Consider the following 21,908-nt stretch of genomic DNA (forward strand, 5'->3'; position numbering starts at 1 on the left):
CGGGCTGTGCCTTGTGACACAGTTGGGAGCGGTTGAGACGACCGTCACTTTTGTAGTCCACCGTTGTCAGTGGTCTTATCACCGCAAGCGGGTGTGCAGGCGCACTTGAGTGAAGCCGTCACCCGAGCGCAGCTGGACCAGATCGCAGAGCTGGTTGGCCAGCCAGACGCCCCGGCCGCCGAGCCCGTCCAGCGGGGGCATCACCCGGCCGACGAGCAGGTCGTCGATCCGGCCATGGTCGGCCACGTCGCAGACCAGCGATCCGTTCTCGATCCAGACCGACAGTGCGCCCCGGCCGCCGCCGAAGCGGATGCTGTTCGTGCACACCTCGTGCAGCGCCAGTCCGAGGTCGTCCATCCGGTCCCGCGACACTCCGTGTGACGACGCCTGCCCGTTCACCCACTTCCGCACATCGCCGAGATCGGCCAGCCCGAACTCCCAGCGCTCGGCCCGATCCGGTACGTCGTTCAGTGGCGTCCGGAACGTCTTCTCGGCCAACGCCTCCCCGCCGGAATGCCCTGTGCTTGAGTGATGGGCGGTCGGATCGATACCGACCGTCGCGGCGAACGGGCAGCACAGCCGAAAGCCGGAGTCGGCGGCGAAGGCGATGTCGGTCAGACCCTCGTGGAGCAAGGCCTCGTCGTACGCCGCTGTGCTGCGACCGGGGTAGACGCACTCGCTGAGGCCGTACACGGCCCGGCCGCCCGCCTGCCCGACAATTTCGCGCCAGAAGGGGATCAGCCGAGCGGGGTTGCGCCCAGCCACGGTCATATCGATAAAACGCACTCGTGCCGCGGAATCTCCGAGGGCCTCGCGCAGTATGGCGATCCGGTCCGGCGGGAGTACCGCCACGGTCGTCGCATCCGTCGCCAGGCCGTCGTGGACGAAGGGCACCGACTGCCGCACGAACTCCTCGTCACTCGCGTAGACGAAGGCTTCGTGCTGGAACCCCGCCGGCACACCGTCCAAGGAATCGGTGGCGCTGTCCTTCAGCACCAGAACAGCGTAGTCCGCGAACCCCAACTCCGATGGGGGCTTCTGCGCGCCGTCACGGGCTGTTGGACAGCCGTAACACTAGGCCTTTGAAACCGGGGCAGGTTCCACGAGCTCGATCAGCACACCACCGGCCGACTTGGGGTGAATGAAGTTCACTCTCGATCCGGCGGTACCCCGGCGCGGTTCGGCGTACAGGAGTTCGGCGCCGCGCTCCCGCAGTACGGCGGAGACCTGATCGATGTCGCGGACCCGGTAGGCCAGCTGCTGGATGCCCGGCCCGCGCTTGTCCAGGAACTTGGCGATCGGCGAGGCGTCCGACAGCGGTGCGAGCAGCTGGATCGACGAGCCAGAGGTGCCGACCGAGAGCATCGCCTCGCGGACGCCCTGCTCCTCGTTGATCTCCTCGTGCGCGACCGTCATCCCGAAGACGTCGGCGTAGTGCCGCACGGCGGCGTCGAAGTCCGGTACGGCGATGCCGACGTGATCGATCGCCTCGAAAAGCTCGTCCATTCCTTCACCCTAGCTCTACAATTGGTGGGCAAAATCGGACAAGAGGTCGTTCGTGTGACCCGTTCGACAGACGCGTACCAGTGCTCTCGCAGGTATCGTGACAGCATGTCTGACACGCAGAACCAAAGCGTCATCGTGGCCGGCGCGCGCACCCCGATCGGGAAGCTGCTGGGCGGTCTCAAGGGCTTCACCGGAGCGGAGCTCGGTGGGTTCGCGATCAAGGGTGCACTGGACAAGGCCGGAGTCGCGCCGGACCAGGTCGAGTACGTGATCATGGGTCAGGTCCTGCAGGCCGGCGGCGGTCAGATCACCGCTCGCCAGGCCGCGGTCAAGGGCGGCATCCCGATGAACATCCCGGCGATCACCATCAACAAGGTCTGCCTGTCCGGCCTGAACGCGATCGCGCTGGCCGACCAGCTGATCCGCGCCGGCGAGTACGACATTGTCGTGGCCGGCGGCATGGAGTCGATGACCAACGCGCCGCACCTGCTGCCGAAGTCCCGTGAGGGCTTCAAGTACGGCGACACCACGCTCGTCGACTCGATGTCGTTCGACGGGCTCTGGGACGCGTTCACCGACCAGCCGATGGGTGCGCTCACCGAGCAGGCGAACGGCGCGCTGACCCGCGAGGAGCAGGACGAGTTCAGCGCTCGTTCGCACCAGCAGGCCGCGGCCGCGTGGAAGAACGGTGTCTTCGCCGACGAGGTGGTCCCGGTCGAGGTCCCGCAGCGTAAGGGCGACCCGCTGGTGATCGACAGCGACGAAGGCGTTCGCGGCGACACGTCGGTCGAGTCGCTGGCCCGGCTGCGTCCGGTGTTCGGCAAGGAAGGCACGATCACTGCCGGTTCGGCCTCGCAGATCTCCGACGGCGGTTGTGCTGTCGTCGTGATGAGCAAGGCGAAGGCCGAGGAGCTCGGGCTGTCCTGGATCGCCGAGATCGGCGCCCACGGCTCGGTCGCCGGACCGGACTCGACCCTGCAGAGCCAGCCGGCCAACGCGATCAAGAAGGCGTGTAGCAAGGAAGGCATCGACGCGGCCGACCTCGACCTGATCGAGATCAACGAGGCCTTCGCCTCCGTCGGAATCGCTTCCACTCGTGAGCTCGGGGTCGCGGCCGACAAGGTCAACGTGAACGGCGGCGCGATCGCGCTCGGCCACCCGATCGGTATGTCGGGCGCTCGCCTGGTGCTGCACCTGGCGCTCGAGCTCGGTCGTCGTGGCGGCGGTGTCGGCGCGGCCGCACTGTGTGGTGGCGGCGGTCAAGGCGACGCTCTGATCATTCGCGTAGCGAAGAAGTAATGCCGCGCCGTACTCCGCCTGTCAGTGAGCTGGTCGATCGTGCCCGGGAGGGTGACTCCCGGGCCGTCGCCCGGCTGATCTCGCTGGTCGAGGACGAGTCGCCGCTGCTGCGCGAGGTGATGGCTGCGCTCTCCCCGTACGCCGGTCATGCGCACATCGTCGGAATCACCGGCTCGCCGGGTGTCGGCAAATCCACGTCGACGTCCGCGCTAGTCACGGCGTACCGGGGGACCGGGAAGCGGGTCGCCGTCCTGGCGGTCGATCCGTCGTCGCCGTTCTCTGGTGGGGCCTTGCTGGGCGACCGGGTGCGGATGCAGGACCACGCGCTGGACAAGGGCGTGTACATCCGGTCGATGGCCTCTCGCGGGCATCTGGGCGGGCTGTCGTGGTCGACCCCGCAGGCGTTGCGGGTGCTGGATGCGGCCGGGTTCGATGTGGTGTTCGTGGAGACGGTCGGGGTCGGGCAGTCCGAGGTGGAGATCGCCGGGATGGCCGACACGACGATCGTGCTGCTGGCTCCTGGGATGGGTGATGGGATCCAGGCGGCCAAGGCCGGCATTCTCGAGGTCGGCGACCTGTACGTGGTGAACAAGGCCGACCGGGACGGCGTCCAGAACGTCACCCGCGACCTGCGGCACATGCTCGCCCTGGCCGAGCGGCCCGAGGGTGCGTGGGTACCGCCGATCCTGAAAACAGTGGCCTCGCGCAACGAAGGTGTCGACGAGGTGGTCACGGCGATCGAGGACCGGCTGACCTGGATGCGCGGCAACGGCGTCCTGGACGACCGTCGACGCTCCCGGGCCCGCGACGAGATCGAGGCGATCGCGATGACCGCGTTGCGGCGGCGGTTCGCGCATCTGCACGGGGACGCGCGGCTCGACGTACTGGCCGCGAAGGTCGCCGAAGGGAACACGGATCCGTACAGCGCGGCTGATGAACTGATCGCAGCCCTGTGATTTAGGTCTCGTCCGTGCGACAGTCCGGCATCTTCTGTCACACCGTGTAATCGACTGGTCGACTGAGGGCTACTGTCCCGTATTCGGGCAAATGTGCCACTATTCGGTCACGGTCTGCGATCCACGTCTCACGGCGGCGCGCCGGTTGCTGCCATGCCCCCGGATCCGTTACACAATGGAGCTTGTAGCTGGTGAGCATTGTGCGGTGGGCTGTGTTCAGTCAGTGACATTTAGTGACGGTCCGTGATACAAACACAGTCGACCCAGTGGTTTGGAACGAGGAGTGGTGACATGCCGAAGAAGCTGCTGATCTGGTCGCTCATCGCCTTTGCCGGCTTCTATCTGTTCACGCAGCCGACGAACGCCGCCGATGCGGTGGGGGGCGCCTTTTCCGGCGTCGGTGACCTGTTCGGGAGCGTGATCACGTTCCTGACCGCGTTGTTCAACTGATCTGACGCCTGCGTGTCCCGTATCGAGCAATCGTGCGGGACACTTGGCTTTACGGGGTCACAACTGACGCGTGACAGGGGAGTGAGCGGATGGCCGGGATTGGCCTCTTCCGGATGTTCGATCCGAAGGTGCGACGCCACCTGATCTCGGACGAGGGCGAAGTCGTCATCGACGAGGTCCGGCAGCACTGGGTCGTCTTCACGGTCCCGATGCTCGAGGTCCTGCTCGCGGCGGCCTTGCTGGTCGCGATGGTGACCACACCGATCGGCGGTCAGCCGGTCTTGCTGGCGATCTGCCTGGTGCTGCTCACGCACGCCTTCTGGAACTTCCTGACCCATCACCGCGACCGCTTCGTGGTCACCAACATGCGCGTGATGCGGATCCGCGGCGTCTTCTCCCAGACCGTCGCGACCACCCCGATCGCGCGAGTCCTCGACATCACCCTGCAGAAGCCGATCATCGGCCGGATGCTGGGCTACGGCCACTTCATCTTCGAGTCGGCCGCGCAGGACCAGGGCTTCCGCGAGATCAAGTGGGTCAGCCGGCCCGATGACCGCGACCTGACCATCCAGCGCGTCATCCAGCGCACCGGCCTGCGCGCCTCCGCCAGCGTCGACGTCGTCCAGAGTGACGAGGACTCCGACGACGACGGTACCGGCCCGATCGGGATGGATTCGGCGCAGGAGGTCACCACCACGACCGCCGCACCGGCGCATCACTCCCGGCCGGCGCCCACCTCCGCGCCCGCCTCGAAGTCGATCTTCAACAGCGATCGCGGGAACTGGACCGACGACTGAACTCCTCGAGCCGACGCTCGTGATGCCGCCGTTCGGCGGTGGTCGCGGGTTCGGCTTGGGACAACTCGTCGATCGCCTCGGGATAGCGATGCAGTCGGGCGAGGAGCTCGGCACGTACGGCGTGGGTGCGTGAGCCGGTCTGCTGCTTCAGCAGGGTCAGCCCGGCTTGCGGTCCATCGACCTCAGCGATCGCGACTGCGTGCGCGAGCTCGGCAGCCGGTGTTGGTGCGACCGAGAGCAGGAGCTCGTAGAGACGGACGATCTCGCGCCAGTCAGTGATCGAGTACGCCGGTGCTCGCGCGTGCTCGGCCGCGATCGCCGCCTGGAGTTGGTACGGGTCGGCCTGTCGGTCGGACCGCTCCAAAGAGTCGTTGAGCAAGGTGATTCCGCGTTTGATCGCTGCGGCATCCCAGAGTGTGCGGTCCTGCTGGTCGAGTGTGACGACTTCGCCTTCTGGATCGAGGCGGGCCGGACGACGGGCTTCGGTCAGCAGCAGCAAAGCCAGTACGGCGGTCGGCATCGGCTGCTCGGGGAGTAGCCCGTGCAGAAGCTCGGCCAGCCGAATCGCCTCGGTGCACAGATCGACGTCGTACGGCGTCTCGCCCGCGGCCGGCGCATGACCGGACGTGTACAGACTGTGGATGACCGCGCAGACCGCTGGTAGGCGGTCGGCGAGTTCGGTCGCGGGCGGAACGCGGTACGGGATGTTGGCGGCCGCGATCTTCTGCCGTGCCCGGGTGAGCCGCTTCGCTGTCGCAGCCTCGGTGGTGAGCATGACCGCGGCGATCGCGGCAGGAGAAAGCCCGCACAGCGTGCGAAGAGCAAGCGCAACCCGAGTAGGCGGCGACAACGTCGGATGGCAACACGTGAACACCAGCCGAAGCAGATCGTCATCCGCAGCCTGCGCCGCCCCATCGCTCCCCGCCCCGTCCACCCTCGGCCCGTCGACCCCCGTCGCCTCGGCTCTTGTCTCCTTGACGATCGCGGCTCGGGCTTCTGCCCACCAGGTCTCCGGGCTCGCGTCGGCGCGAGTTTGCTCGAGGAGCTCTGAGCTCTGGCGTTCCTTGTCCGCTCTCGCTTGTTCGCGGCGGATGATGTCGATGGCTTTGCGGCGGGCGGTGACTGTCAGCCAGGCTCGGGGTTCGGGTGGTACTCCGGTGACCGGCCAGGCGTTGAGGGCGGCCAGGGTGGCTTCCTGGACGGCGTCTTCGGCGAGCTGGACGTCGCCGACCGTCCGGATCAGGGTCGCGAGGATGCGCGTGCCCTCGATCCGGACCGTGTCCGCGACTTCGTCGTACATCTACTTGGCGAGGATGACCGGGCGGACCTCGACGGCGCCGTTCCAAGCGGCGGGGATCTTGGCGGCGATCGCGACTGCTTCCTCGAGGTCTTCGGCCTCGATCAGGTAGTAGCCGGTCAGGGCTTCCTTGGTCTCGGCGTACGGGCCGTCGGTGGTGACGACCTGCCCGCCGCGGGCGCCTTCGACGCGGACCACGGTCGCGGTCGTTGTCGGGTGCAGTACGGCGCTGGCCTTGATCTGGCCGGCGTTGTCTACGCCGAACTGCCGGTACTCGGCCAGCTCGGCGGCTTGCTCCGGTGCCCACCAGTCCACGTCGGCGGTGTAGGTGAGTGCGAGGTACTGCGTCATCTCGGAACTCCTCTCATCAGGACCACTCTGGTCCTTCGGGAAAGGAACGAACAGCAACTCGCCATCAGGACATCCCTATTGCGTGGCTTCAGTCAGCCGGCCGCGGAACTCCCGGACGACGTCCTCGGAGCCGGTGAACTGGACGGCGTCGTCGCTGGTCCGGCCCCACAGCCAGAGGTAGACCGCACCCGGATCACCGAAGATCTCCGCGTCCGCCTCGCCCTCGGCGCCTTGCAGCACGGTGACGCTGGTGGCGTCGGCATGGACGGTCCACGATCTGCCTTCGGCGGTGATCCGGACGGTTGCGTCGAGCGGGTGCTTGGTCCAGTTCTCGTCCCACCAGGGGCCACCGAGGTTCGGATACAGCAGCTCGTCGATCCCGTCCAGGGCCAGCTCGGCCGCGATCGGGGTGACCACGTCATGCGCCAGCTCGGCGTCGATCCGGTGTACGACGGTCTCCATTGCCATCCGCCGGTACCAGAAGCCCGACGTACTGTCGGCCGGGCTGAAGGTCCAGGTCTGCTGCGTGGTCCCGGCCTGCCGGAGTGCCGCCGTCAGAGCGCTCAGAGATTCGTCGTACAGCTCGAAGGCGTCGCGTTCGTCGATCCCCTCCGGCGGCCATGGCTTCGGGAGGGCGCCGAGTCTGAGCACCTCGGTCTTGTGCAGATACACCTGAGCGACATGCCGGACGACGGACTCGACCGTCCAGCCCGGGCAACTCGGCACCGGCGCGTCCAGCCCCAGCTCGGCGACCTCGCGCAGCCGGGCGGACTCGGCGGCGAGCTGCTCGAGGTAGTACTCCGCTGACAGGTAGAACTCGGCTGGCAATCCCATGCCCTTGACCATCCCACAGGCCGCCGACAGTTACTCTTCGGTTCATGGCGAGGAGACGGGCGTTGCCGTTCGATCCGATCGACGAGGCGTCGCGGCAGTGGGGACACCGGTGGGGCGCGGTCGAGCAGATGCGTGCCGTCACGTCGTTGATGCGGGCCCAGCAGATCGTGATCGGCGAACTCGACGACATCCTCCGCAAGCACGGGCTGACCTTCGCGCGGTTCGAGGCGCTGGTGCTGCTGACGTTCTCCCGGCGCGGATCGCTGCCGCTGGGGAAGATGGGTGAGCGCCTGCAGGTGCACCCGACCTCGGTGACGTCGATCGTCCGGCGGCTGGAGGCTGCCGGTCTGGTGCTGCGGATCCCGCATCCCGACGACGGCCGGGCCGTGCTGTGCGAGATCACCCAGGACGGGCGCGATCTGGTCGAGCGCGCGACCGCCGATCTGGTCGATGCTGACTTCGCGCTCAAGGGCCTCACCGACGAGCAGCTGAAGATGCTCTGGTCGGTCCTCGAACCGCTGCGCCGGAGCGCGGGCGACTTCAGCTAGCCCTGGTCAGCTGGGCCTGTTCACGGAGTTGTCAGCTTCTGCGGTTGGAAATAGTTGGACGTCCTAGTATTTTGAGACCATGGATGCCGAGGAGATCGCAGCCGGCCGCAGCCGGTGGCAGCAGCGCTACGACGCCGCCCGCAAGCGGGAGGCGGACTTCACGACGCTCTCCGGCACCGAGGTCGAGCCGGTCTACGGCCCGCCGGAGGGCCACGACGACCCGCGGATGGAGCGGATCGGCTGGCCGGGCGAGTTCCCGTTCACCCGCGGTCTGCACGCGACCGGGTTCCGCGGCAAGCCGTGGACGATCCGGCAGTTCGCCGGTTTCGGCAACGCCGAGCAGACCAACGAGCGCTACAAGATGATCCTGAACGGCGGCGGTGGCGGCCTCTCGGTCGCGTTCGACATGCCGACCCTGATGGGTCGCGACTCCGACGATCCGAAGGCGCTCGGCGAGGTCGGCCACTGTGGCGTCGCGATCGACTCGGCCGCCGACATGGACCGGCTGTTCAAGGACATTCCGCTTGAGGACGTCACGACGTCGATGACGATCTCCGGCCCCGCCGTACCGGCCTTCGTGATGTACCTGGTCGCCGCCGAGCGGCAGGGCGCGGACATCTCGAAGCTCAACGGCACGCTGCAGACCGACATCTTCAAGGAGTACATCGCGCAGAAGGAGTGGCTGTTCCCGCCGAAACCGCACTTGCGCCTGATCGGTGACCTGATGGAGTACTGCGCGGCCGGCATCCCGGCGTACAAGCCGCTCAGCGTCTCCGGCTACCACATTCGCGAGGCCGGATCGACGGCCGGCCAGGAGCTCGCCTACACGCTCGCCGACGGTTTTGGGTACGTCGAGCTCGGCCTCGACCGCGGTCTCGACGTCGACGTGTTCGCACCCGGTCTGTCGTTCTTCTTCGACAGCCACCTGGACTTCTTCGAGGAGATCGCGAAGTTCCGCGCCAGCCGCCGGATCTGGGCCCGCTGGATGCGCGACGTCTACGGCGCCAAGACCGACAAGGCGCAGTGGCTGCGGTTCCACACCCAGACCGCAGGCGTCTCGCTGACCGCCCAGCAGCCGACACTGAACGTCGTACGGACTGCTGTCGAAGCTCTTGCCGCAGTGCTTGGCGGCACGAACTCGCTGCACACCAACGCGCTCGACGAGACGCTGGCGCTGCCGACCGACCAGTCGGCCGAGATCGCGCTGCGCACGCAGTCGGTGCTGATGGAGGAGATCGGCATCACGAACGTCGCCGACCCGCTCGGCGGCTCCTGGTACGTCGAGGCGCTGACCGACAAGATCGAGGCCGAGGCCGAGGAGATCTTCGCGCGGATCAAGGAGATGAGCCCGGACGGGACCATGACCGGCGGCATCCTGCGCGGGATCGAGGACGGCTGGTTCATGGCCGAGATCGCCGATGCGGCCTTCGAGTACCAGCAGAAGCTCGAGAAGGGCGAGAAGAAGATCGTCGGTGTGAACACGCTCACCGACACCGTTTCCGGCGGCTTGGAGATCCTCCGGGTCAGCCATGAGGTCGAGATCGAGCAGTGCCGGGTGCTCGCGGCGCGCAAGTCCCAGCGCGACGAGGACCTCGTACGGCGTACGCTGGCGGCTCTTGTCGAAGCGGCCAGAGGGACTGGCAACCTGATCGAGCCCATGCTGGAGGCGGCGCGTGCGGAGGCCACGATGGGGGAAATCTGTCACGTTCTTCGGGACGAGTGGGGCGAGTACCGAGAGCCCGCCCGGTTCTGAAGAAGCAGTACCGGCAGAACCCAGTACGACGGCACGGATTCAGGCGGCGGCCGGCCCACCCGATGGGCGGGCCGTCATCGTGTGTGGTTCGGACCGCACGATGCTGCGGGTCGTCACCGAGCTGGTGAGTTCGGGCGAGCAGGTGGTGGCGATCGTCAATCCCGCCTCGCGGCATTTCGATCGGATCAGCGAGCTCGGCGCGCACGTGATGGGCGTCCGGGTGATCAGTGAGTCGTTGCTGCGCCGCGCCGGGATCGACGCGAAGGACGGGCAGCCGTCGACCGCGCGCGCCCTGGTGCTGCTGGACACCGACGATGTCCACAACGTGCACACCGCGTTGACCGCGCGCGACATGGATCCTGGGCTGCGGATCATCGTGCAGATGGTCAACCCGCGGCTGGGCAAACAGCTGCACAGCCTGCTCGGCGATTGCGTGGTCATCTCCGGGCCCTCGCTGGCTGCGCCCGCGTTCGTGGCGGACGCGTTGGAGGATGACGAGCTCACCTGGCTCGAGATCGGTGACCGGCGGCTGGTCGCCGGTCAGGCCGAGCTCATCCGGGAACCACATCTGACCGTGCTGGCCGACACGACCTCGTCTGCGACGCCGGAACTGCTGCCGATGTCCAGCGCCGATCCGAGTGGCGACATCGTGCTCGGTACCGGGATCAGGACGGTCTGGCGGACGCGCGACGTACGGCGGGCAGGGTGGCTGATGGCGATGAGCGACGTACTGGACCGCCGGGTGCGGCGGATCGCGGCGGTGATGGCGTTCCTGGTGATCATCGGGACCGTGCTCACGCACTACATCGGCAAGATGGACTGGCTGCGGGCGCTCTACTTGGTAGCCGGAGCGGTGACCTCGGCCGGGATCGAGGACGACAAGTTCTCCGAGGCCGCACCCTGGGCCAAGGTCGCGGGCGTCGTCGTGCAGCTGACCGGCATCGTGCTGATGGCCTTGCTGACCGCGGTGATCGTCGATTCGCTGATTGGCGCACGTCTGTCCCGGGTGATCGGTGGTGTTCGCGGCCGGCCGCGCAACCATGTGGTCGTCTGCGGCCTCGGTACGGTCGGCGCCCGGGTGCTCGAGATCCTGTCCGAGCGTGGTGTCGCGGTGGTCGGCGTCGAACACGACGAGGACGCGCCCGGCGTACAGACTGCTCACCGGTTGCGGATCCCCGTTGTGATTGGGGACAGCAGCAATGAGGAGACGCTGCGGTCGGCCGGTGTCCAGCGGGCGCAGTCGGTGCTCGCGCTGACCGATGGCGACATCACCAACCTCGAATCCGCGATGGTGGTCCGGGATCTGAACCCGGATGCGCGGATCACGATGCGGATGTTCGACCACGACCTGGCCCAGCGGGTCGAACGGCGGCTCGGTCTCGGCCACAGCCGCTCGGTGTCGATGCTGGTCGCCCCGGCGATCGCGGCCGCGGCGGCGAACCGGCGCAGTCAGGTGACCGTGCCGGCCGGACGTCGGGTCCTGCTGCTGACCGAGGTGGCGGTCGAACCAAGCTCGGTCGCGGTCGGCCTCCGGCTCGGCGAACTGGACGAGGCGGGCGGTCTCCGGGTGCTCGCGCACAAGCATGGTGCGGACCCCTGGGACTGGACCCCGGCGTACGACGGACTGCTCCAAGGGGGCGACCGGATCGCGGTCGCGGGTACCCGGAGCGGGCTGGCTCGGCTACTCCTGGCTACCCGGGCTCCCAACGCTTGAGTAGCGTCGGAGAAGATAGACCAGTGAACGTACGCGGTGGGCGCCTGATGGGCGCGAGCGGAATGCGAGGGCAGTGGTGAGTCAGTCCAACTTCTCCCGTCCCGGGGCGATCGATCTGTCGGCTCTGCGGAAGCCTGCGGGTGCGCCCGCCGGTGCGCCGGCCGCCGGTGGTTCGGCTGGTGGTTCAGCTGCCGGGTCGTACGTGCTGAACGTCAGCGAGCCGACGTTCCAGAGCGACGTGATCGAGCGGTCCCTGCAGGTGCCGGTGGTCGTCGAGTTCTGGTCGCCGCGCGCACCGGGTTCGGCCGAGCTCGGCCAGGTCCTGTCGAAACTCTCGACCGAGTACGCCGGCAAGTTCGTGCTGGCGCGGATCGACATCGACGCGAACCCGCAGCTGGCTCAGGCGGTCGGCGTGCAGTCCGTGCCGCTGGTGATCGCCGTACTGCGTGGGCAGGTCGTCCCGCTGTTCCAGGGCCCGCTCGGCGAGGCCGAGGCCCGGCAGTACCTTGACCAGCTGCTCACGGTGGCCGTGGCGAACGGTGTCACCGGCCGCGCTGAGCCGGTCGGAGCGCCCGCCGAGGCGCCGGCCTCCGAAGAGGAGGACGCGCCGAACCCGCGGTACGCCAAGGCCGAGGATGCGGTCGGAGCGGGCGACCTCGAGGGCGCGATCGCGGCGTACGAGGAACTGATCAAGGAGACGCCGAACGACGCCGAGGCGAAGTCGGGTCTGGCCCGCGTCCAGCTGTGGAAGCGGACCCAGGAGGCGCCGGCCGACGTCCGCACCCGCGCGGCCGACAACCCGGGCGACATCGAGGCGCAGATGCTGGTCGCCGATGTCGACCTGATGGGCGGTCACGTCGAGGACGCGTTCAGCCGGTTGATCACCGTGATCCAGACGACCGCGGGGGACGAGCGCAACACGGTCCGCCTGCATCTGCTGGAGCTGTTCGAGGTGGTCGGCGCCGAGGACGAGCGGGTCGGCAAGGCTCGGCGCCGGTTGATGGCTGCGCTGTTCTAGGGCACTGACTTCTAGGGCGCCGAGTAGCCCAGTAGTTGTTCGGTGCGCTGGCCTTCGCAGTTGGAGTCCCGGGAGATGAAGTGGTCTCCGTTTCCCGGGATGTAGCAGCGGTAGATGGTCACCGCGCCGGGGGCGGACGACGTGAGCGCGTAGCCGACCGGGCCGAGGGCGCGCAGCCCTTCGCATCCCGAGTCGCGAGTCAGCAGGTTGTGCCCGCCGACCTGGCATTCGTACAGCCGGGCGGTCCCGGGCGCGGGTTCGCGGAGCAGGCGCCAGGTGCCTTCGGCGGCGAACCCGTTTGGCAGCAGCCGGGATGACGCCCAGTGGCCGCGGCTTCCGTGGTACCCGCGGGTCAATGTTGTGTAGGGCAACTTCTCGAATCCGCAGCTGAGTTGCGGCGGGTTCAGGTCGTTGCGGTTGGCCAGCGCCCAGGTCGACCAAGCGGGCTTGGCCGACTTGTCGGCGTACCGGAGGCCGAGCCCGATGCCCTCCTCGGGGTGGTCGACCATCCGGTGGTAGACGAAGTTCGTGATCCCGGGCGTACCGAGGACGTTGCGGAAGATGTTGCAGAGCGCGGTCGCCTGGCGTGCCGGTGATGACGGTGCCGTCGAGACCACGCCGCTCTCGGTGAGCTGCACATCAGTCGCGGCTGGGCTGTTCGGGTAGTTCTGCTGCAACCAGCCGAGCAGTACGCCGACATTGCCGTGCGTCAGGTAGGGATAGTCGTCCGCGCTCACCACGTCGCTGGTCAACGGGTGCGCGTACGGGTGCGCGGCAACGCGCCAGGTGCGAGCGCCGACGCGGTTGGCAAGACCGCGCAGTACCGTCTGGCCTGCCAGGGTGGCGTCAGTTGCGGCTGGGCGTTCCAGTTCGATCCCGAACTGCTGGTCGATCGACGTCAGCACCTTGGCTTCCGACTGCGCTGCGACGATCCGGTCGTACGCCGAGTTGTAGTTGGCGGCGATCTCGTCCAGCCACTTCGTGGTGTTGCACGGTGTGCCCTCACCACAGCCGATGTCGAACCAGGCGTTCGTGTTGACCTCGTTGCCGATCACGAAGTCCGCGATCCGGCCGTGACCGTGGAGGCCGTCGTACCGTTGCGCGATCATGCCGGCGAACCGGCCGAAGTCGGCGGGATTGTTCGGCGTACAGAAGATCTCCATGCCCGGGTTGACGGGGGAGCAGGGCTTACCGGCCCGCGCCCAGGCGGGTGTGCCGTAGACGACCGCGGTGACGATCACGCCGCGATCGGTCCAGTCCTTGATCGCCGCGTCGGTCGCCGGGTCCACGGTGAAGCAGCGGCCGTCGTACTCCTGCTCTGTTGCTGAACAGGGCACGGGTTTGCTGGTCTGCTCCCAGGCTGCCCAGACCATGTTCATCGCGACGCCGCCGGTGTTGTTGCCGGCGATCTCCTGCGGGTTGGCCCAGAAGTCGGGCTGGATCGCCTTGATCCGGTAAGCGTCGCGCGCAGGGTAGGGCAGACCCACCTGAGGCGCGGCCGGGGCGTTGAGGGGCTGGATGGCGAGGGCGGCGACGGTCGCTAGGGCGATGACGATCCGGCGAAGCTGCATGAGGTGACGATGGCGGCTGCGCGCGACGACGTCGACCCTTGCAACCTCCGCCGAATGGCGTTGTGAACTCTTGCAATCCTCGACGTACTGGTCTGAGAATAATTCACATGAGCATCGCTGCCGTCCCCTCCCCGCCGAGCCTCGAAGTGCGGATCCGCGGACTGCTGCCTGCGCTCAGCCCCGCGCAGAGCCGAATCGCGGCCGAGGTACTGCGCGATCCAAGCGGTGTCGCGTCCTCGACAATCGGCCAACTCGCGGGCCGCTGCGGTACGTCGCTGCCGAGCGTGACCCGGTTCTGCCTCGCTCTCGGCCTGTCCGGGTACGCCGAGCTCCGGCTGGGCCTCGCTGCCGAGACCGGCCGCAGCAGCCTGAGCTGGGAACGCGGTACCGGCGCCGAAGTCGGCCCCGACGACTCACTGGACGACGTCCTCCGCACCCTGCTTCGAGCCGACACCCAAGCCCTCGAAGACACCGTCGCAGCCCTCGACGTGTCCGCACTCGGCCGCGCCGTACTCGCGATCTCCGACGCCCGCCGAGTCGACCTGTACGCCGTCTCCGGCTCAGCCGCAGTAGCCGAGGAACTGCGCCTCCGCCTGCACCGCATCGGCCGCGGCGCCAACAGTTGGAGCGACGTCCACAACGCCCTCACCAGCGCAGCCCTACTCGGCCCCGGCGACGTAGCCGTCGGCATCTCCCACAGCGGCGAAACAATCGAGGTAGTAGAACCCCTAACCCGAGCCGCCACCCAAGGCGCCACCACGGTCGCCCTCACCAACTACCCCCGCTCCCCCCTAGCCCAAGCCGCCGACATAGTCCTCCTCACCGCCGCCCGCGACATCACCTTCCGCTCCGGCGCCCTAGCCGGCCGCCACGCCCAAATGATCGTCCTGGACGCCCTCTACCTAGGCGTAGCCCAACGCGACTACCCCCTCTCCTCCCAAGCCTTCGACATCACCGCCGACGCAGTAGCCACCCACCGCCGCACCTGACCTCGGCGAGGTTGTAGAGCCCACCCGTGCGGCTCCACTGTGGTGCGGGCCGCGTTGCCCACCCGGCCCGGCGAGTGGTTGCCGATCGCGTTCAGCTGACCGCCGCTGCTTGGCGAGGAGTCACGCCGTCGGCGGATCAACTTTGTGCACGCACCGGCCACGCGGAGCTCATGAAGATGACTGATGGGCGCACAAAGTCGGATCTCGTGCACAAGGCCGCGGCGACCCACCTTTGGGCGTGCGTGGTGAGCGCGGACAACCTCGATTGACGGAGGCGCATCCCCCCACGCCAACGCCCCGCGCCATCCCTTCTCACCCAGGGATCCATCCACCGGAGACAACACCGCCTGGCTGTAGCGCGATCCGCTAGCCGGTAACTTTTGGGTGCCATATGAGAAATACTTACCGCCCAACGCAGCCAGCCCACCCATACGAATTTGCGCTGGGGTAAGGGTCAGTGGCCAGGCGCCTCGGGACAGCAACCAAGCCCGTCTGGTGCTGAGGTGCGGTCCGCCTGGGGCGTCCGAGGAGATGTTCGGGGTGCGAGCGAGCGACGGACAGTGGCTTGGCCGCCGGCGTTCAGTGCCCGCGGCGGGTCACCACCCGCCGGGCGTGGTCGGGCAACACCACTCGCGCCACGAATGAGGTCCACGGGTGGGGTTGGCCTACTGCACCTGACCTCAGTCGGAGGTGGGTTCGCCGGTGTAGATGCCGGGGGCTCGGAAGCGGAGGGCGGGGGCGGCGTATTCCTCCAGGGCGTGGGCGGTCCAGCCGGTGATGCGGGCCAGGGCGAAGAGGGCTTCGCCGGCGTCGGGGCGGAGGTTGTGGGTGTGCATGAGGGCGGCTAGCGCCAGGTCGCTGTTGGGGAAGGACTTGGTGCGGGTGGTGATTGTTTGGACGACTTGCATGATCGGGGCGTCGCCGAGGAGTTCGAAGAGGGTTTCGGCTCGGGGGTCGCGGGTGCGGTAGATCTTGTGGCCGAAGCCGGGGACTGGGGTGCCGGCGCGGAGGTTGTCGGACAAGGCACTCAAGGGGTCGTGCTTTGCGCGGTCCAGGAATTCGTAGGCCAGGGTGGGGGCTGCGCCGTGGTACTGGCCGTCCAAGGCGCCTAGGCCTGCTGACACGACGGCGTACAGGTTGGCTCGGGCGCTTGCTGCTACTCGGGCTGCGACGGTGGAGACGGCTAGGCCGTGGTCGGCCAGCAGGATGAGTACGGCGTCGATCAGGTCGGGGCGCGGTGGTTGGGCGGACGGGGCGGTGGTTGCGAGCTTGGGCCAGAGGCGGGTGCCGGGGGAGGAGTGCGGTGCGGCGGTGGGGCCGGGGAGGGCGGTGATGAGGGTGCCTAGGAGGGTGCGGGCTGCGGTGGTGATGGCGGTGGGTTGGAGGTCGAAGCGGAGGGGGTCTGCGGCGCCCAGGGCGGCTACGGCGATGCGGAGTTTGTCGGTGAGGCGTGCGGTGGGTGGAAGGACGCCCATGGCGGCTCGGGCGAGGTCGATCGAAGGGCGGTCGATCGGGAACGGCGGTTGGTCGGTGAGTTCGCCGGTCCAGAGCAGGTGGGCGACTGACTCGGGCGACGCGGAGGTGGCGAGGTCGCGGACCGAGTGGCCGCGGTAGTAGAGCTCGTCGCCGCTGAGCAGGGTGAGGGCGGACTCGGTCTCCTCGACGGCGCCGGAGTGTTCGACTGATCGGCTTGCCAGGCGTTCGATCTCGGCTGCTGCGAACAGGCTGCCGCGGCGGCCGCGGGCGCGGACGCTGGTGAGCAGGCCGCGGCTGACGTAGGCGTAGACGGTCTCGGGTTTCACCCGGAGCCGCCTGGCGACCTGGGCGGTGGTCAGGTAATTCTCGTCACCTTCGGCTGGCATCCACGCTCCATCATGCACTCATGTTGACTGGATCAATATTGACAATACTTGATTGCGAATCAACCCTGAAGTCATGTCAACGACGATCAGTGTTCCGCCCGGTCTCCGCAATGTCGTCGTCACCGAGACGACCCTCGGCGACGTCCGCGGCGATGAAGGGTTCTACCACTACCGGCAGTACTCGGCGGTCGACCTCGCCCAGTCGAAGACGCTGGAAGACGTCTGGTTTCTCCTGTTCGAGGGCCACCTGCCGACCGCTGCCGAGCGCGCCAAGTTCATCGCCGAGCTCGCGCCGCTGCGGGTGCTGCCGGAGGAGGTCCGCGCAGTCCTGCCCGCCATCGCCGCGGCCGGGCCTACAATCAACCCCCTGGCCGGCCTCCGAACCGCCCTTTCCCTCTTGGCGGCCACCAAGATTTTGCCGCCACTGTGGGATGTCGACCCGGCTCGCCGGAAAGCGGACGCCATGCTCGTCTGCGCGGTCACCCCGACCATCCTCGCCGCGCTGTACCGGCTCCGCGAAGGTCAGCAACCTCTCGACCCGCGCGCCGATCTGACCGCCGCCGCCAGTTGGCTGTACCTGGTGACCGGCAAGGTTCCGACCGATGTTGAGGCGTCCGCTATTGAGCATTACTTGATCGCTACCGTCGATCATGGATTCAACGCGTCAACATTTACCGCCCGCGTCATCACCTCGACCGGCGCCGACCTGGTGTCGGCGGTCGCCGGAGCGATCGGCGCCTTCTCCGGACCGCTGCACGGTGGTGCTCCCGACCGTGCGCTGGCCAGCCTCGACGAGATCGGTACGCCGGACCGCATCGACGCCTGGGTCCGCGCGAAGGTCGAGGCCGGGGACCGCATCATGGGCTTCGGGCACGCCGTCTACCGCACCGACGACCCCCGCTCGCTCATGCTGCGCGAGATCGCCCGCGGGCCGATCAGCCACGGTCCCGGCGGCGAGCTCGTCGAGTTCGCGACCACGGTCGAGCAGCGCATTGTCGACGTACTGGCTGAGCTCAAGCCCGGTCGCAACCTGTACGCGAACGTCGAGTTCTACGCCGGGGTGGTGATGGAGCTCTGCGGTATCCCGCGCGCCATGTTCACCCCGACGTTCGCGGTCAGTCGAGTGATCGGCTGGTCCGCCAACATCCTCGAGCAGGCCGCCGACTCGAAGATCATCCGCCCGAGTGCGCAGTACGTCGGCCCGCCGCCACCGGCGCCCGTCGAGTGAACTTCAGTACGCCGTCCTCGATCGAACCGAAGCGGAACATCAGCAGATCCCGCGGGTAGTTCTGCCGCAACCGCCAGGGACCATTGGGACCCTGGCGGGGCAGGATGCCGGCGGCTCGCTGGATGTACCCCGAGGACAGGTCGACCACGGGCCGCCGAGGAGCGTCGTACTCGGCCGCGTCGATCTCAGGCAGGCAGATGTCGGTGCCGGTCTCGCGCAGGTGGTTGAGCAGGCGGGCGACGAACTGGGAGCTCAGGTCGGAGCGGAGCGTCCAGGAGTTGTTGGTGTAGCCGACGCACCAGGCCAGGTTCGGCACGCCGCTCAGCATCAGACCCTTGTAGACAAAGGTTGAGCTCACCGGGACCTCGCGGCCGTCGACCGTGAGCGAGATCTTGCCGAGGGCAACCATCTTCAGGCCGGTCGCCGTGACCACGATGTCGGCCTCCAGTTCACGACCGGATTTGAGTAGCAGTCCGGTAGGTGTGAACCGCTCGATCTCGTCGGTCACCACCGACGCCGTCCCCTTCCGCAGAGCGCGGAACAGATCGGAGTCCGGGATGAGGCAGAGCCGCTGGTCCCACGGCTTGTACGGCGGGGTGAAGTGCGGATCGGCGGGGATCGAGTCGGGCAACTGCTTGGCCGCCATGCCGTTGAGCAGCCTGGCCGCCTGGGTGGGGAACCTGCGGAGCGCCCGGTAGGTCAGCGTGCTGAGGGCGATGTTCTTCGTGCGGACGATACGATGGGCGAGCTTCTCCGGCAGTACGCCGCGGATCCGGTCGGCGAACGCATCGCTGGCGGGCCGGGAGGCGATGTAGCTCGGCGTGCGCTGCAGCATGGTCACGTGCTCCGCGGTACCGGCCATCGCCGGGACGAGCGTGACGGCGGTCGCGCCGCTGCCGACGATCACCACGCGCTTGCCGGAATGATCCAGGTCCGCCGGCCAGTGCTGCGGGTGCACCACCTTGCCCTGGAACGACTCCTGCCCCGGGAAGTCGACGACGTACCCCTGCTCATAGTCGTAGTACCCGCTGCAGGTGTAGAGGAAGGAGCAGGTGTACGACGAGTCGTCCGTCTCGACCGTCCATTGCGCGGTCTCGGACGACCAGGATGCGCGCAGAACGCGCTGCCCGAACCGGATGTGCTTGTCGATCCCGTACGTCGATGCCGTCTCGTTCACGTACTCGCGGATGTCCTGCCCGTCGGCGATCGCCTTCCCGCCCCACGAGTGGAAGGGAAAGCCGAGCGTGAACATGTCCGAGTCCGACCGGATCCCCGGATAGCGGAACAGGTCCCAGGTTCCGCCGATCGCGTCCCGGGACTCGAGGATCGCGTACGACCGGTCGGGGGACTGGGTCTGGATCCGGTACGCCGCGCCGATCCCGGACAGACCGGCGCCGACGATCAGGACGTCGAGGTGCTCCATGCGTTCCTCCTGGGGCGGAAGGCTTGTTGAGTACGCACTCAACAGTACCGCGAAAACTGCCCGCACGGTGCTGTCGATTCCGTTCGGGGCCGATCGTCAGCAAGATGTCCAGTAAGAAAGCCCGAGACTAGGGAGCCCGAGATGGCGCAGTACATGTTCCTGCTCTTCGACAGCGAGGAGTGGTACGACAACGTCACGCCGGAGGATTGGCAGCAGGCGATGAAGCTGCACGGCGCGTTCGCGGAGGCGGTCGAGAAGGCCGGGGCCCGGATCCTCGGCGGCGAGGCGCTGGAGCGGTCCAGTACGGCGAGCACGGTCAAGCAACGCGAGGGGTCGGAGCCGCTCGTCACCGACGGGCCGTTCCTGGAGACCAAGGAGGCGCTCGGCGGTTTCTACCTGGTCGAGGCCCGTGACCTGGACCAGGCGCTCGAGCTCGCGAAGATCTGCCCGGCCGGCAACGTGGAGGTCCGCCCGGTGATGGACACCTCCGCGGACAGCGGCCCGCAGGCCTGACCGCGCGATGACCGAACCTCCATCCACACCCCGGAGCACTCCCGCGACCGGGGTGTGGGAGGAGGCGTCCGAGGGCGTCCGGGCGCCTGCGGACGACCGCGACGGGCGGCCGGGCGAGGCGGGCACGGCGGACACGGCGGGTGCGGGCGTGGCGGGCGTGGATGTGCGGCTGGTAGTCGCCGCTGTCGAGCGTGCTCATCGGGAGAGTTGGTCGTCGGTTCTCGCCTCTGTCGTGCGGCTGACCCGGGACCTGGATCTGGCTGAGGACTGCACGCAGGACGCCTTCGTCCAGGCGCTGCGGAACTGGCCGGACGAGATCCCGGCCAATCCCGGTGGCTGGCTGACGACGGTCGCGCGGCGGCTGGCCCTCGACCGGCTGCGGCGCGAGACCACGCTGCGGCGGAAGCTACCGCTGCTGATCGAGGAACCAGGTGAGGTCGAGCACCCGACCGATCCGCTCCGGCTCGTCTTCACCTGCTGCCACCCCGCCCTGGCGCAGGAGTCCCAGGTGGCGCTGACGCTCCGGCTGATCTGCGGCCTGACCACCCGCGAGGTGGCGGCCGGGCTGCTCATCAGCGAATCGACCGCCGCGGCCCGCATCACCCGGGCGAAGAAGAAGATCGCGGCCGCCGGCATTCCGTACCGGATCCCGGCCGACGACGAGCTGCCCGCGCGGCTGGACGCGGTCCTCACCGTCGTCCACCTCGTCTACACCGCCGGTCACGTCGCAGCCGGTCCCGAGCTGACCCGGACCGATCTGACTGGCCGCGCGATCGAGCTCGCCCGGTTACTGCAAAGGCTGATGCCGACCGAGACCGAGCCGGAGGCGTTGCTCGGCCTGCTCCTGATGAACGAAGCGCGCGGTGACGCCCGGATGAGCGCGGACGGCGAACTGGTGCTGCTCGCGGATCAGGATCGGTCCCGCTGGGACGTGAAGATGCTCGCCGAAGGCGTGTCGCGCGCGACCGCTGCGCTCCTGAGTGGACAGGGCCGTTTCGCCTTGCAGGCGGCGGTTGCGGGCCTGCATGTGACTTCGCCGTCGTGGGAGCGGACCGACTGGCAGCAGGTCGTCCGGATGTACGACGCGATGATGGTGAGCTGGCCGACGCCGATCGTCGCACTCAACCGGGCGGCTGCGCGCAGTCTCGTTCCGGGTGCCGATCTGGCCGCGGTACTCGCCGAGCTGGATGCCTTGGGCAACGAACCGGCGCTGCGGTCGTACGCCTACCTGCCCGCGGCCAGGGCCGACGTACTGGCTCGGTTGGGTCGCCAGGCTGAGGCGGCCGACGCGTACGGCGAGGCTGTGGCGCTCACGACGAATGAGGCCGAGCGCCGGTTCCTGGAGCGCCGCCGAGCTAGCCAGTAGGGCCGGGGAACCAGAGAGTGTCAGCGGTCCCGGCCTCTAGACGCCCGCGGTAGACGTCGATCTTGTGGTCGATCAGCTGGAGGTTCTCCTGGAGCTCCGCGAGTTTGGTGAGCACCTCGGCGCGATGCGACTCCAGCAGCGCGAGACGCTCCTTCTCGTTACCGGCACCGGCCAGGACGAGATCGGCGTACTCGCGGATCGTCCGGATCGGCATCCCGGTCGCGCGCAGGCGGGTGCAGATGCCGATCCACTTGAGATCGAGATCGCGGTACCGCCGTCGGCCGCCGCTGGTCCGGTCGACGGTGGTGACCACCAGACCGGCGCGTTCGTAGTACCGGAGGGTGTGCACGCTGACACCGGTCCGCTCGGCCGCCTCGGCGATGCTCACTCCAGCCTCTGGGATCTCTTCGGACGAAGGTTTGACTTCGAGCAC

21 protein-coding genes are annotated in these 21,908 nt (G+C 68.0%); 12 read left to right on the top strand and 9 right to left on the bottom strand.

Annotated features, from left to right (window positions below):
* Nucleotides 1-78: 78 nt before the first annotated feature.
* Both ABD231_RS21910 and mce read right to left on the bottom strand, forming a co-directional pair.
* Nucleotides 79-996 (bottom strand): anti-sigma factor RsbA family regulatory protein, encoded by a 918-nt coding sequence (locus ABD231_RS21910; RefSeq protein ID WP_344154927.1) that lies wholly within the window; start codon nucleotides 994-996, stop codon nucleotides 79-81.
* Between the two features lie 78 nt (nucleotides 997-1,074).
* Complete coding sequence (gene mce, locus ABD231_RS21915) at nucleotides 1,075-1,506, bottom strand: methylmalonyl-CoA epimerase (RefSeq protein ID WP_344154929.1); 432 nt, start codon at nucleotides 1,504-1,506, stop codon at nucleotides 1,075-1,077.
* A 105-nt stretch (nucleotides 1,507-1,611) separates the two neighbouring features.
* On the opposite strand from mce, the gene ABD231_RS21920 reads away from it, so the two are divergent.
* The 4 genes from ABD231_RS21920 (at nucleotide 1,612) to ABD231_RS21935 (ending at nucleotide 5,008) form a co-directional block, all read left to right on the top strand.
* Nucleotides 1,612-2,805 carry an acetyl-CoA C-acetyltransferase gene (locus tag ABD231_RS21920; protein ID WP_344154932.1) on the top strand — a complete coding sequence of 398 codons (1,194 nt, stop codon included), beginning with the start codon at nucleotides 1,612-1,614 and terminating at the stop codon, nucleotides 2,803-2,805.
* A complete protein-coding gene (gene meaB / locus ABD231_RS21925) occupies nucleotides 2,805-3,761 on the top strand; it encodes a methylmalonyl Co-A mutase-associated GTPase MeaB (protein WP_344154935.1) in 957 nt (318 codons plus the stop codon). Before ABD231_RS21920 ends, meaB begins: the two co-directional genes overlap by 1 nt.
* Nucleotides 3,762-4,052: 291 nt before the next feature.
* Nucleotides 4,053-4,211: a hypothetical protein gene (locus ABD231_RS21930; RefSeq protein ID WP_165952664.1), complete on the top strand. Its 159-nt coding sequence runs from the start codon at nucleotides 4,053-4,055 to the stop codon at nucleotides 4,209-4,211.
* Between the two features lie 89 nt (nucleotides 4,212-4,300).
* The gene (locus tag ABD231_RS21935) at nucleotides 4,301-5,008 is read left to right on the top strand and encodes a PH domain-containing protein (RefSeq protein WP_344154938.1); all 708 of its coding nucleotides are present in this window, start codon (nucleotides 4,301-4,303) and stop codon (nucleotides 5,006-5,008) included.
* On the opposite strand, the gene ABD231_RS21940 is transcribed toward ABD231_RS21935, so the two are convergent.
* From ABD231_RS21940 to ABD231_RS21950, 3 genes are all read right to left on the bottom strand, one after another.
* A complete protein-coding gene (locus ABD231_RS21940; RefSeq protein ID WP_344154941.1) occupies nucleotides 4,974-6,308 on the bottom strand; it encodes an RNA polymerase sigma factor in 1,335 nt (444 codons plus the stop codon). The genes ABD231_RS21935 and ABD231_RS21940 overlap by 35 nt on opposite strands.
* Nucleotides 6,309-6,656 carry a YciI family protein gene (locus tag ABD231_RS21945; protein ID WP_344154944.1) on the bottom strand — a complete coding sequence of 116 codons (348 nt, stop codon included), beginning with the start codon at nucleotides 6,654-6,656 and terminating at the stop codon, nucleotides 6,309-6,311.
* A gap of 75 nt (nucleotides 6,657-6,731) precedes the next feature.
* Nucleotides 6,732-7,490 carry a maleylpyruvate isomerase family mycothiol-dependent enzyme gene (locus ABD231_RS21950; RefSeq protein ID WP_344154947.1) on the bottom strand — a complete coding sequence of 253 codons (759 nt, stop codon included), beginning with the start codon at nucleotides 7,488-7,490 and terminating at the stop codon, nucleotides 6,732-6,734.
* A 44-nt stretch (nucleotides 7,491-7,534) separates the two neighbouring features.
* On the opposite strand from ABD231_RS21950, the gene ABD231_RS21955 reads away from it, so the two are divergent.
* From ABD231_RS21955 to ABD231_RS21970, 4 genes are all read left to right on the top strand, one after another.
* Nucleotides 7,535-8,038 (top strand): MarR family winged helix-turn-helix transcriptional regulator, encoded by a 504-nt coding sequence (locus tag ABD231_RS21955; protein ID WP_344154950.1) that lies wholly within the window; start codon nucleotides 7,535-7,537, stop codon nucleotides 8,036-8,038.
* A gap of 79 nt (nucleotides 8,039-8,117) precedes the next feature.
* A complete protein-coding gene (gene icmA / locus ABD231_RS21960; protein ID WP_344154953.1) occupies nucleotides 8,118-9,791 on the top strand; it encodes a coenzyme B12-dependent isobutyryl-CoA mutase large subunit in 1,674 nt (557 codons plus the stop codon).
* Nucleotides 9,712-11,505 carry an NAD-binding protein gene (locus ABD231_RS21965; protein WP_344154956.1) on the top strand — a complete coding sequence of 598 codons (1,794 nt, stop codon included), beginning with the start codon at nucleotides 9,712-9,714 and terminating at the stop codon, nucleotides 11,503-11,505. Before icmA ends, ABD231_RS21965 begins: the two co-directional genes overlap by 80 nt.
* Before the next feature lie 76 nt (nucleotides 11,506-11,581).
* On the top strand, nucleotides 11,582-12,523 hold the full coding sequence (locus ABD231_RS21970) for a co-chaperone YbbN (RefSeq protein WP_344154959.1): 942 nt from the start codon (nucleotides 11,582-11,584) through the stop codon (nucleotides 12,521-12,523).
* 11 nt (nucleotides 12,524-12,534) lie between these two features.
* On the opposite strand, the gene ABD231_RS21975 is transcribed toward ABD231_RS21970, so the two are convergent.
* Nucleotides 12,535-14,094, bottom strand: a complete 1,560-nt coding sequence (locus ABD231_RS21975) for a DUF5722 domain-containing protein (RefSeq protein WP_344154962.1) — start codon at nucleotides 14,092-14,094, stop codon at nucleotides 12,535-12,537.
* Between the two features lie 107 nt (nucleotides 14,095-14,201).
* On the opposite strand from ABD231_RS21975, the gene ABD231_RS21980 reads away from it, so the two are divergent.
* Nucleotides 14,202-15,083 carry a MurR/RpiR family transcriptional regulator gene (locus ABD231_RS21980; RefSeq protein ID WP_344154965.1) on the top strand — a complete coding sequence of 294 codons (882 nt, stop codon included), beginning with the start codon at nucleotides 14,202-14,204 and terminating at the stop codon, nucleotides 15,081-15,083.
* Nucleotides 15,084-15,763: 680 nt separating this feature from the next.
* On the opposite strand, the gene ABD231_RS21985 is transcribed toward ABD231_RS21980, so the two are convergent.
* Nucleotides 15,764-16,945 carry a citrate/2-methylcitrate synthase gene (locus tag ABD231_RS21985; protein ID WP_344154968.1) on the bottom strand — a complete coding sequence of 394 codons (1,182 nt, stop codon included), beginning with the start codon at nucleotides 16,943-16,945 and terminating at the stop codon, nucleotides 15,764-15,766.
* A 73-nt stretch (nucleotides 16,946-17,018) separates the two neighbouring features.
* On the opposite strand from ABD231_RS21985, the gene ABD231_RS21990 reads away from it, so the two are divergent.
* Nucleotides 17,019-18,173, top strand: a complete 1,155-nt coding sequence (locus ABD231_RS21990) for a citrate/2-methylcitrate synthase (protein ID WP_344154970.1) — start codon at nucleotides 17,019-17,021, stop codon at nucleotides 18,171-18,173.
* On the opposite strand, the gene ABD231_RS21995 is transcribed toward ABD231_RS21990, so the two are convergent.
* Nucleotides 18,118-19,596, bottom strand: a complete 1,479-nt coding sequence (locus tag ABD231_RS21995) for a flavin-containing monooxygenase (protein ID WP_344154973.1) — start codon at nucleotides 19,594-19,596, stop codon at nucleotides 18,118-18,120. The genes ABD231_RS21990 and ABD231_RS21995 overlap by 56 nt on opposite strands.
* Nucleotides 19,597-19,737: 141 nt before the next feature.
* Here ABD231_RS21995 and ABD231_RS22000 point away from each other — a divergent pair, with 141 nt between their 5' ends.
* On the top strand, nucleotides 19,738-20,109 hold the full coding sequence (locus ABD231_RS22000) for a YciI family protein (protein WP_344154976.1): 372 nt from the start codon (nucleotides 19,738-19,740) through the stop codon (nucleotides 20,107-20,109).
* Nucleotides 20,110-20,116: 7 nt separating this feature from the next.
* Complete coding sequence (locus ABD231_RS22005) at nucleotides 20,117-21,475, top strand: RNA polymerase sigma factor (protein ID WP_344154979.1); 1,359 nt, start codon at nucleotides 20,117-20,119, stop codon at nucleotides 21,473-21,475.
* Here the strand turns inward: ABD231_RS22005 and ABD231_RS22010 are convergent.
* Nucleotides 21,465-21,908: a MerR family transcriptional regulator gene (locus tag ABD231_RS22010; RefSeq protein WP_344154982.1), complete on the bottom strand. Its 444-nt coding sequence runs from the start codon at nucleotides 21,906-21,908 to the stop codon at nucleotides 21,465-21,467. The two genes, ABD231_RS22005 and ABD231_RS22010, sit on opposite strands and share 11 nt — an antisense overlap.

Source organism: Kribbella yunnanensis (assembly GCF_039529655.1).
GTDB lineage: Bacteria > Actinomycetota > Actinomycetes > Propionibacteriales > Kribbellaceae > Kribbella > Kribbella yunnanensis.

Coding starts and splice junctions, on each gene's coding strand:
- ABD231_RS21945 (WP_344154944.1), bottom strand. CDS start 6,656: ATGACGCAGTACCTCGCACTCACCTACACCGCCGACGTGGACTGGTGG.
- ABD231_RS21990 (WP_344154970.1), top strand. CDS start 17,019: ATGTCAACGACGATCAGTGTTCCGCCCGGTCTCCGCAATGTCGTCGTC.
- ABD231_RS22000 (WP_344154976.1), top strand. CDS start 19,738: ATGGCGCAGTACATGTTCCTGCTCTTCGACAGCGAGGAGTGGTACGAC.
- ABD231_RS21995 (WP_344154973.1), bottom strand. CDS start 19,596: ATGGAGCACCTCGACGTCCTGATCGTCGGCGCCGGTCTGTCCGGGATC.
- meaB (WP_344154935.1), top strand. CDS start 2,805: ATGCCGCGCCGTACTCCGCCTGTCAGTGAGCTGGTCGATCGTGCCCGG.
- icmA (WP_344154953.1), top strand. CDS start 8,118: ATGGATGCCGAGGAGATCGCAGCCGGCCGCAGCCGGTGGCAGCAGCGC.
- ABD231_RS22005 (WP_344154979.1), top strand. CDS start 20,117: ATGACCGAACCTCCATCCACACCCCGGAGCACTCCCGCGACCGGGGTG.
- ABD231_RS21975 (WP_344154962.1), bottom strand. CDS start 14,094: ATGCAGCTTCGCCGGATCGTCATCGCCCTAGCGACCGTCGCCGCCCTC.
- ABD231_RS21935 (WP_344154938.1), top strand. CDS start 4,301: ATGGCCGGGATTGGCCTCTTCCGGATGTTCGATCCGAAGGTGCGACGC.
- ABD231_RS21985 (WP_344154968.1), bottom strand. CDS start 16,945: ATGCCAGCCGAAGGTGACGAGAATTACCTGACCACCGCCCAGGTCGCC.
- mce (WP_344154929.1), bottom strand. CDS start 1,506: ATGGACGAGCTTTTCGAGGCGATCGATCACGTCGGCATCGCCGTACCG.
- ABD231_RS21940 (WP_344154941.1), bottom strand. CDS start 6,308: ATGTACGACGAAGTCGCGGACACGGTCCGGATCGAGGGCACGCGCATC.
- ABD231_RS21980 (WP_344154965.1), top strand. CDS start 14,202: ATGAGCATCGCTGCCGTCCCCTCCCCGCCGAGCCTCGAAGTGCGGATC.
- ABD231_RS21955 (WP_344154950.1), top strand. CDS start 7,535: ATGGCGAGGAGACGGGCGTTGCCGTTCGATCCGATCGACGAGGCGTCG.
- ABD231_RS21930 (WP_165952664.1), top strand. CDS start 4,053: ATGCCGAAGAAGCTGCTGATCTGGTCGCTCATCGCCTTTGCCGGCTTC.
- ABD231_RS21920 (WP_344154932.1), top strand. CDS start 1,612: ATGTCTGACACGCAGAACCAAAGCGTCATCGTGGCCGGCGCGCGCACC.
- ABD231_RS21950 (WP_344154947.1), bottom strand. CDS start 7,490: ATGGGATTGCCAGCCGAGTTCTACCTGTCAGCGGAGTACTACCTCGAG.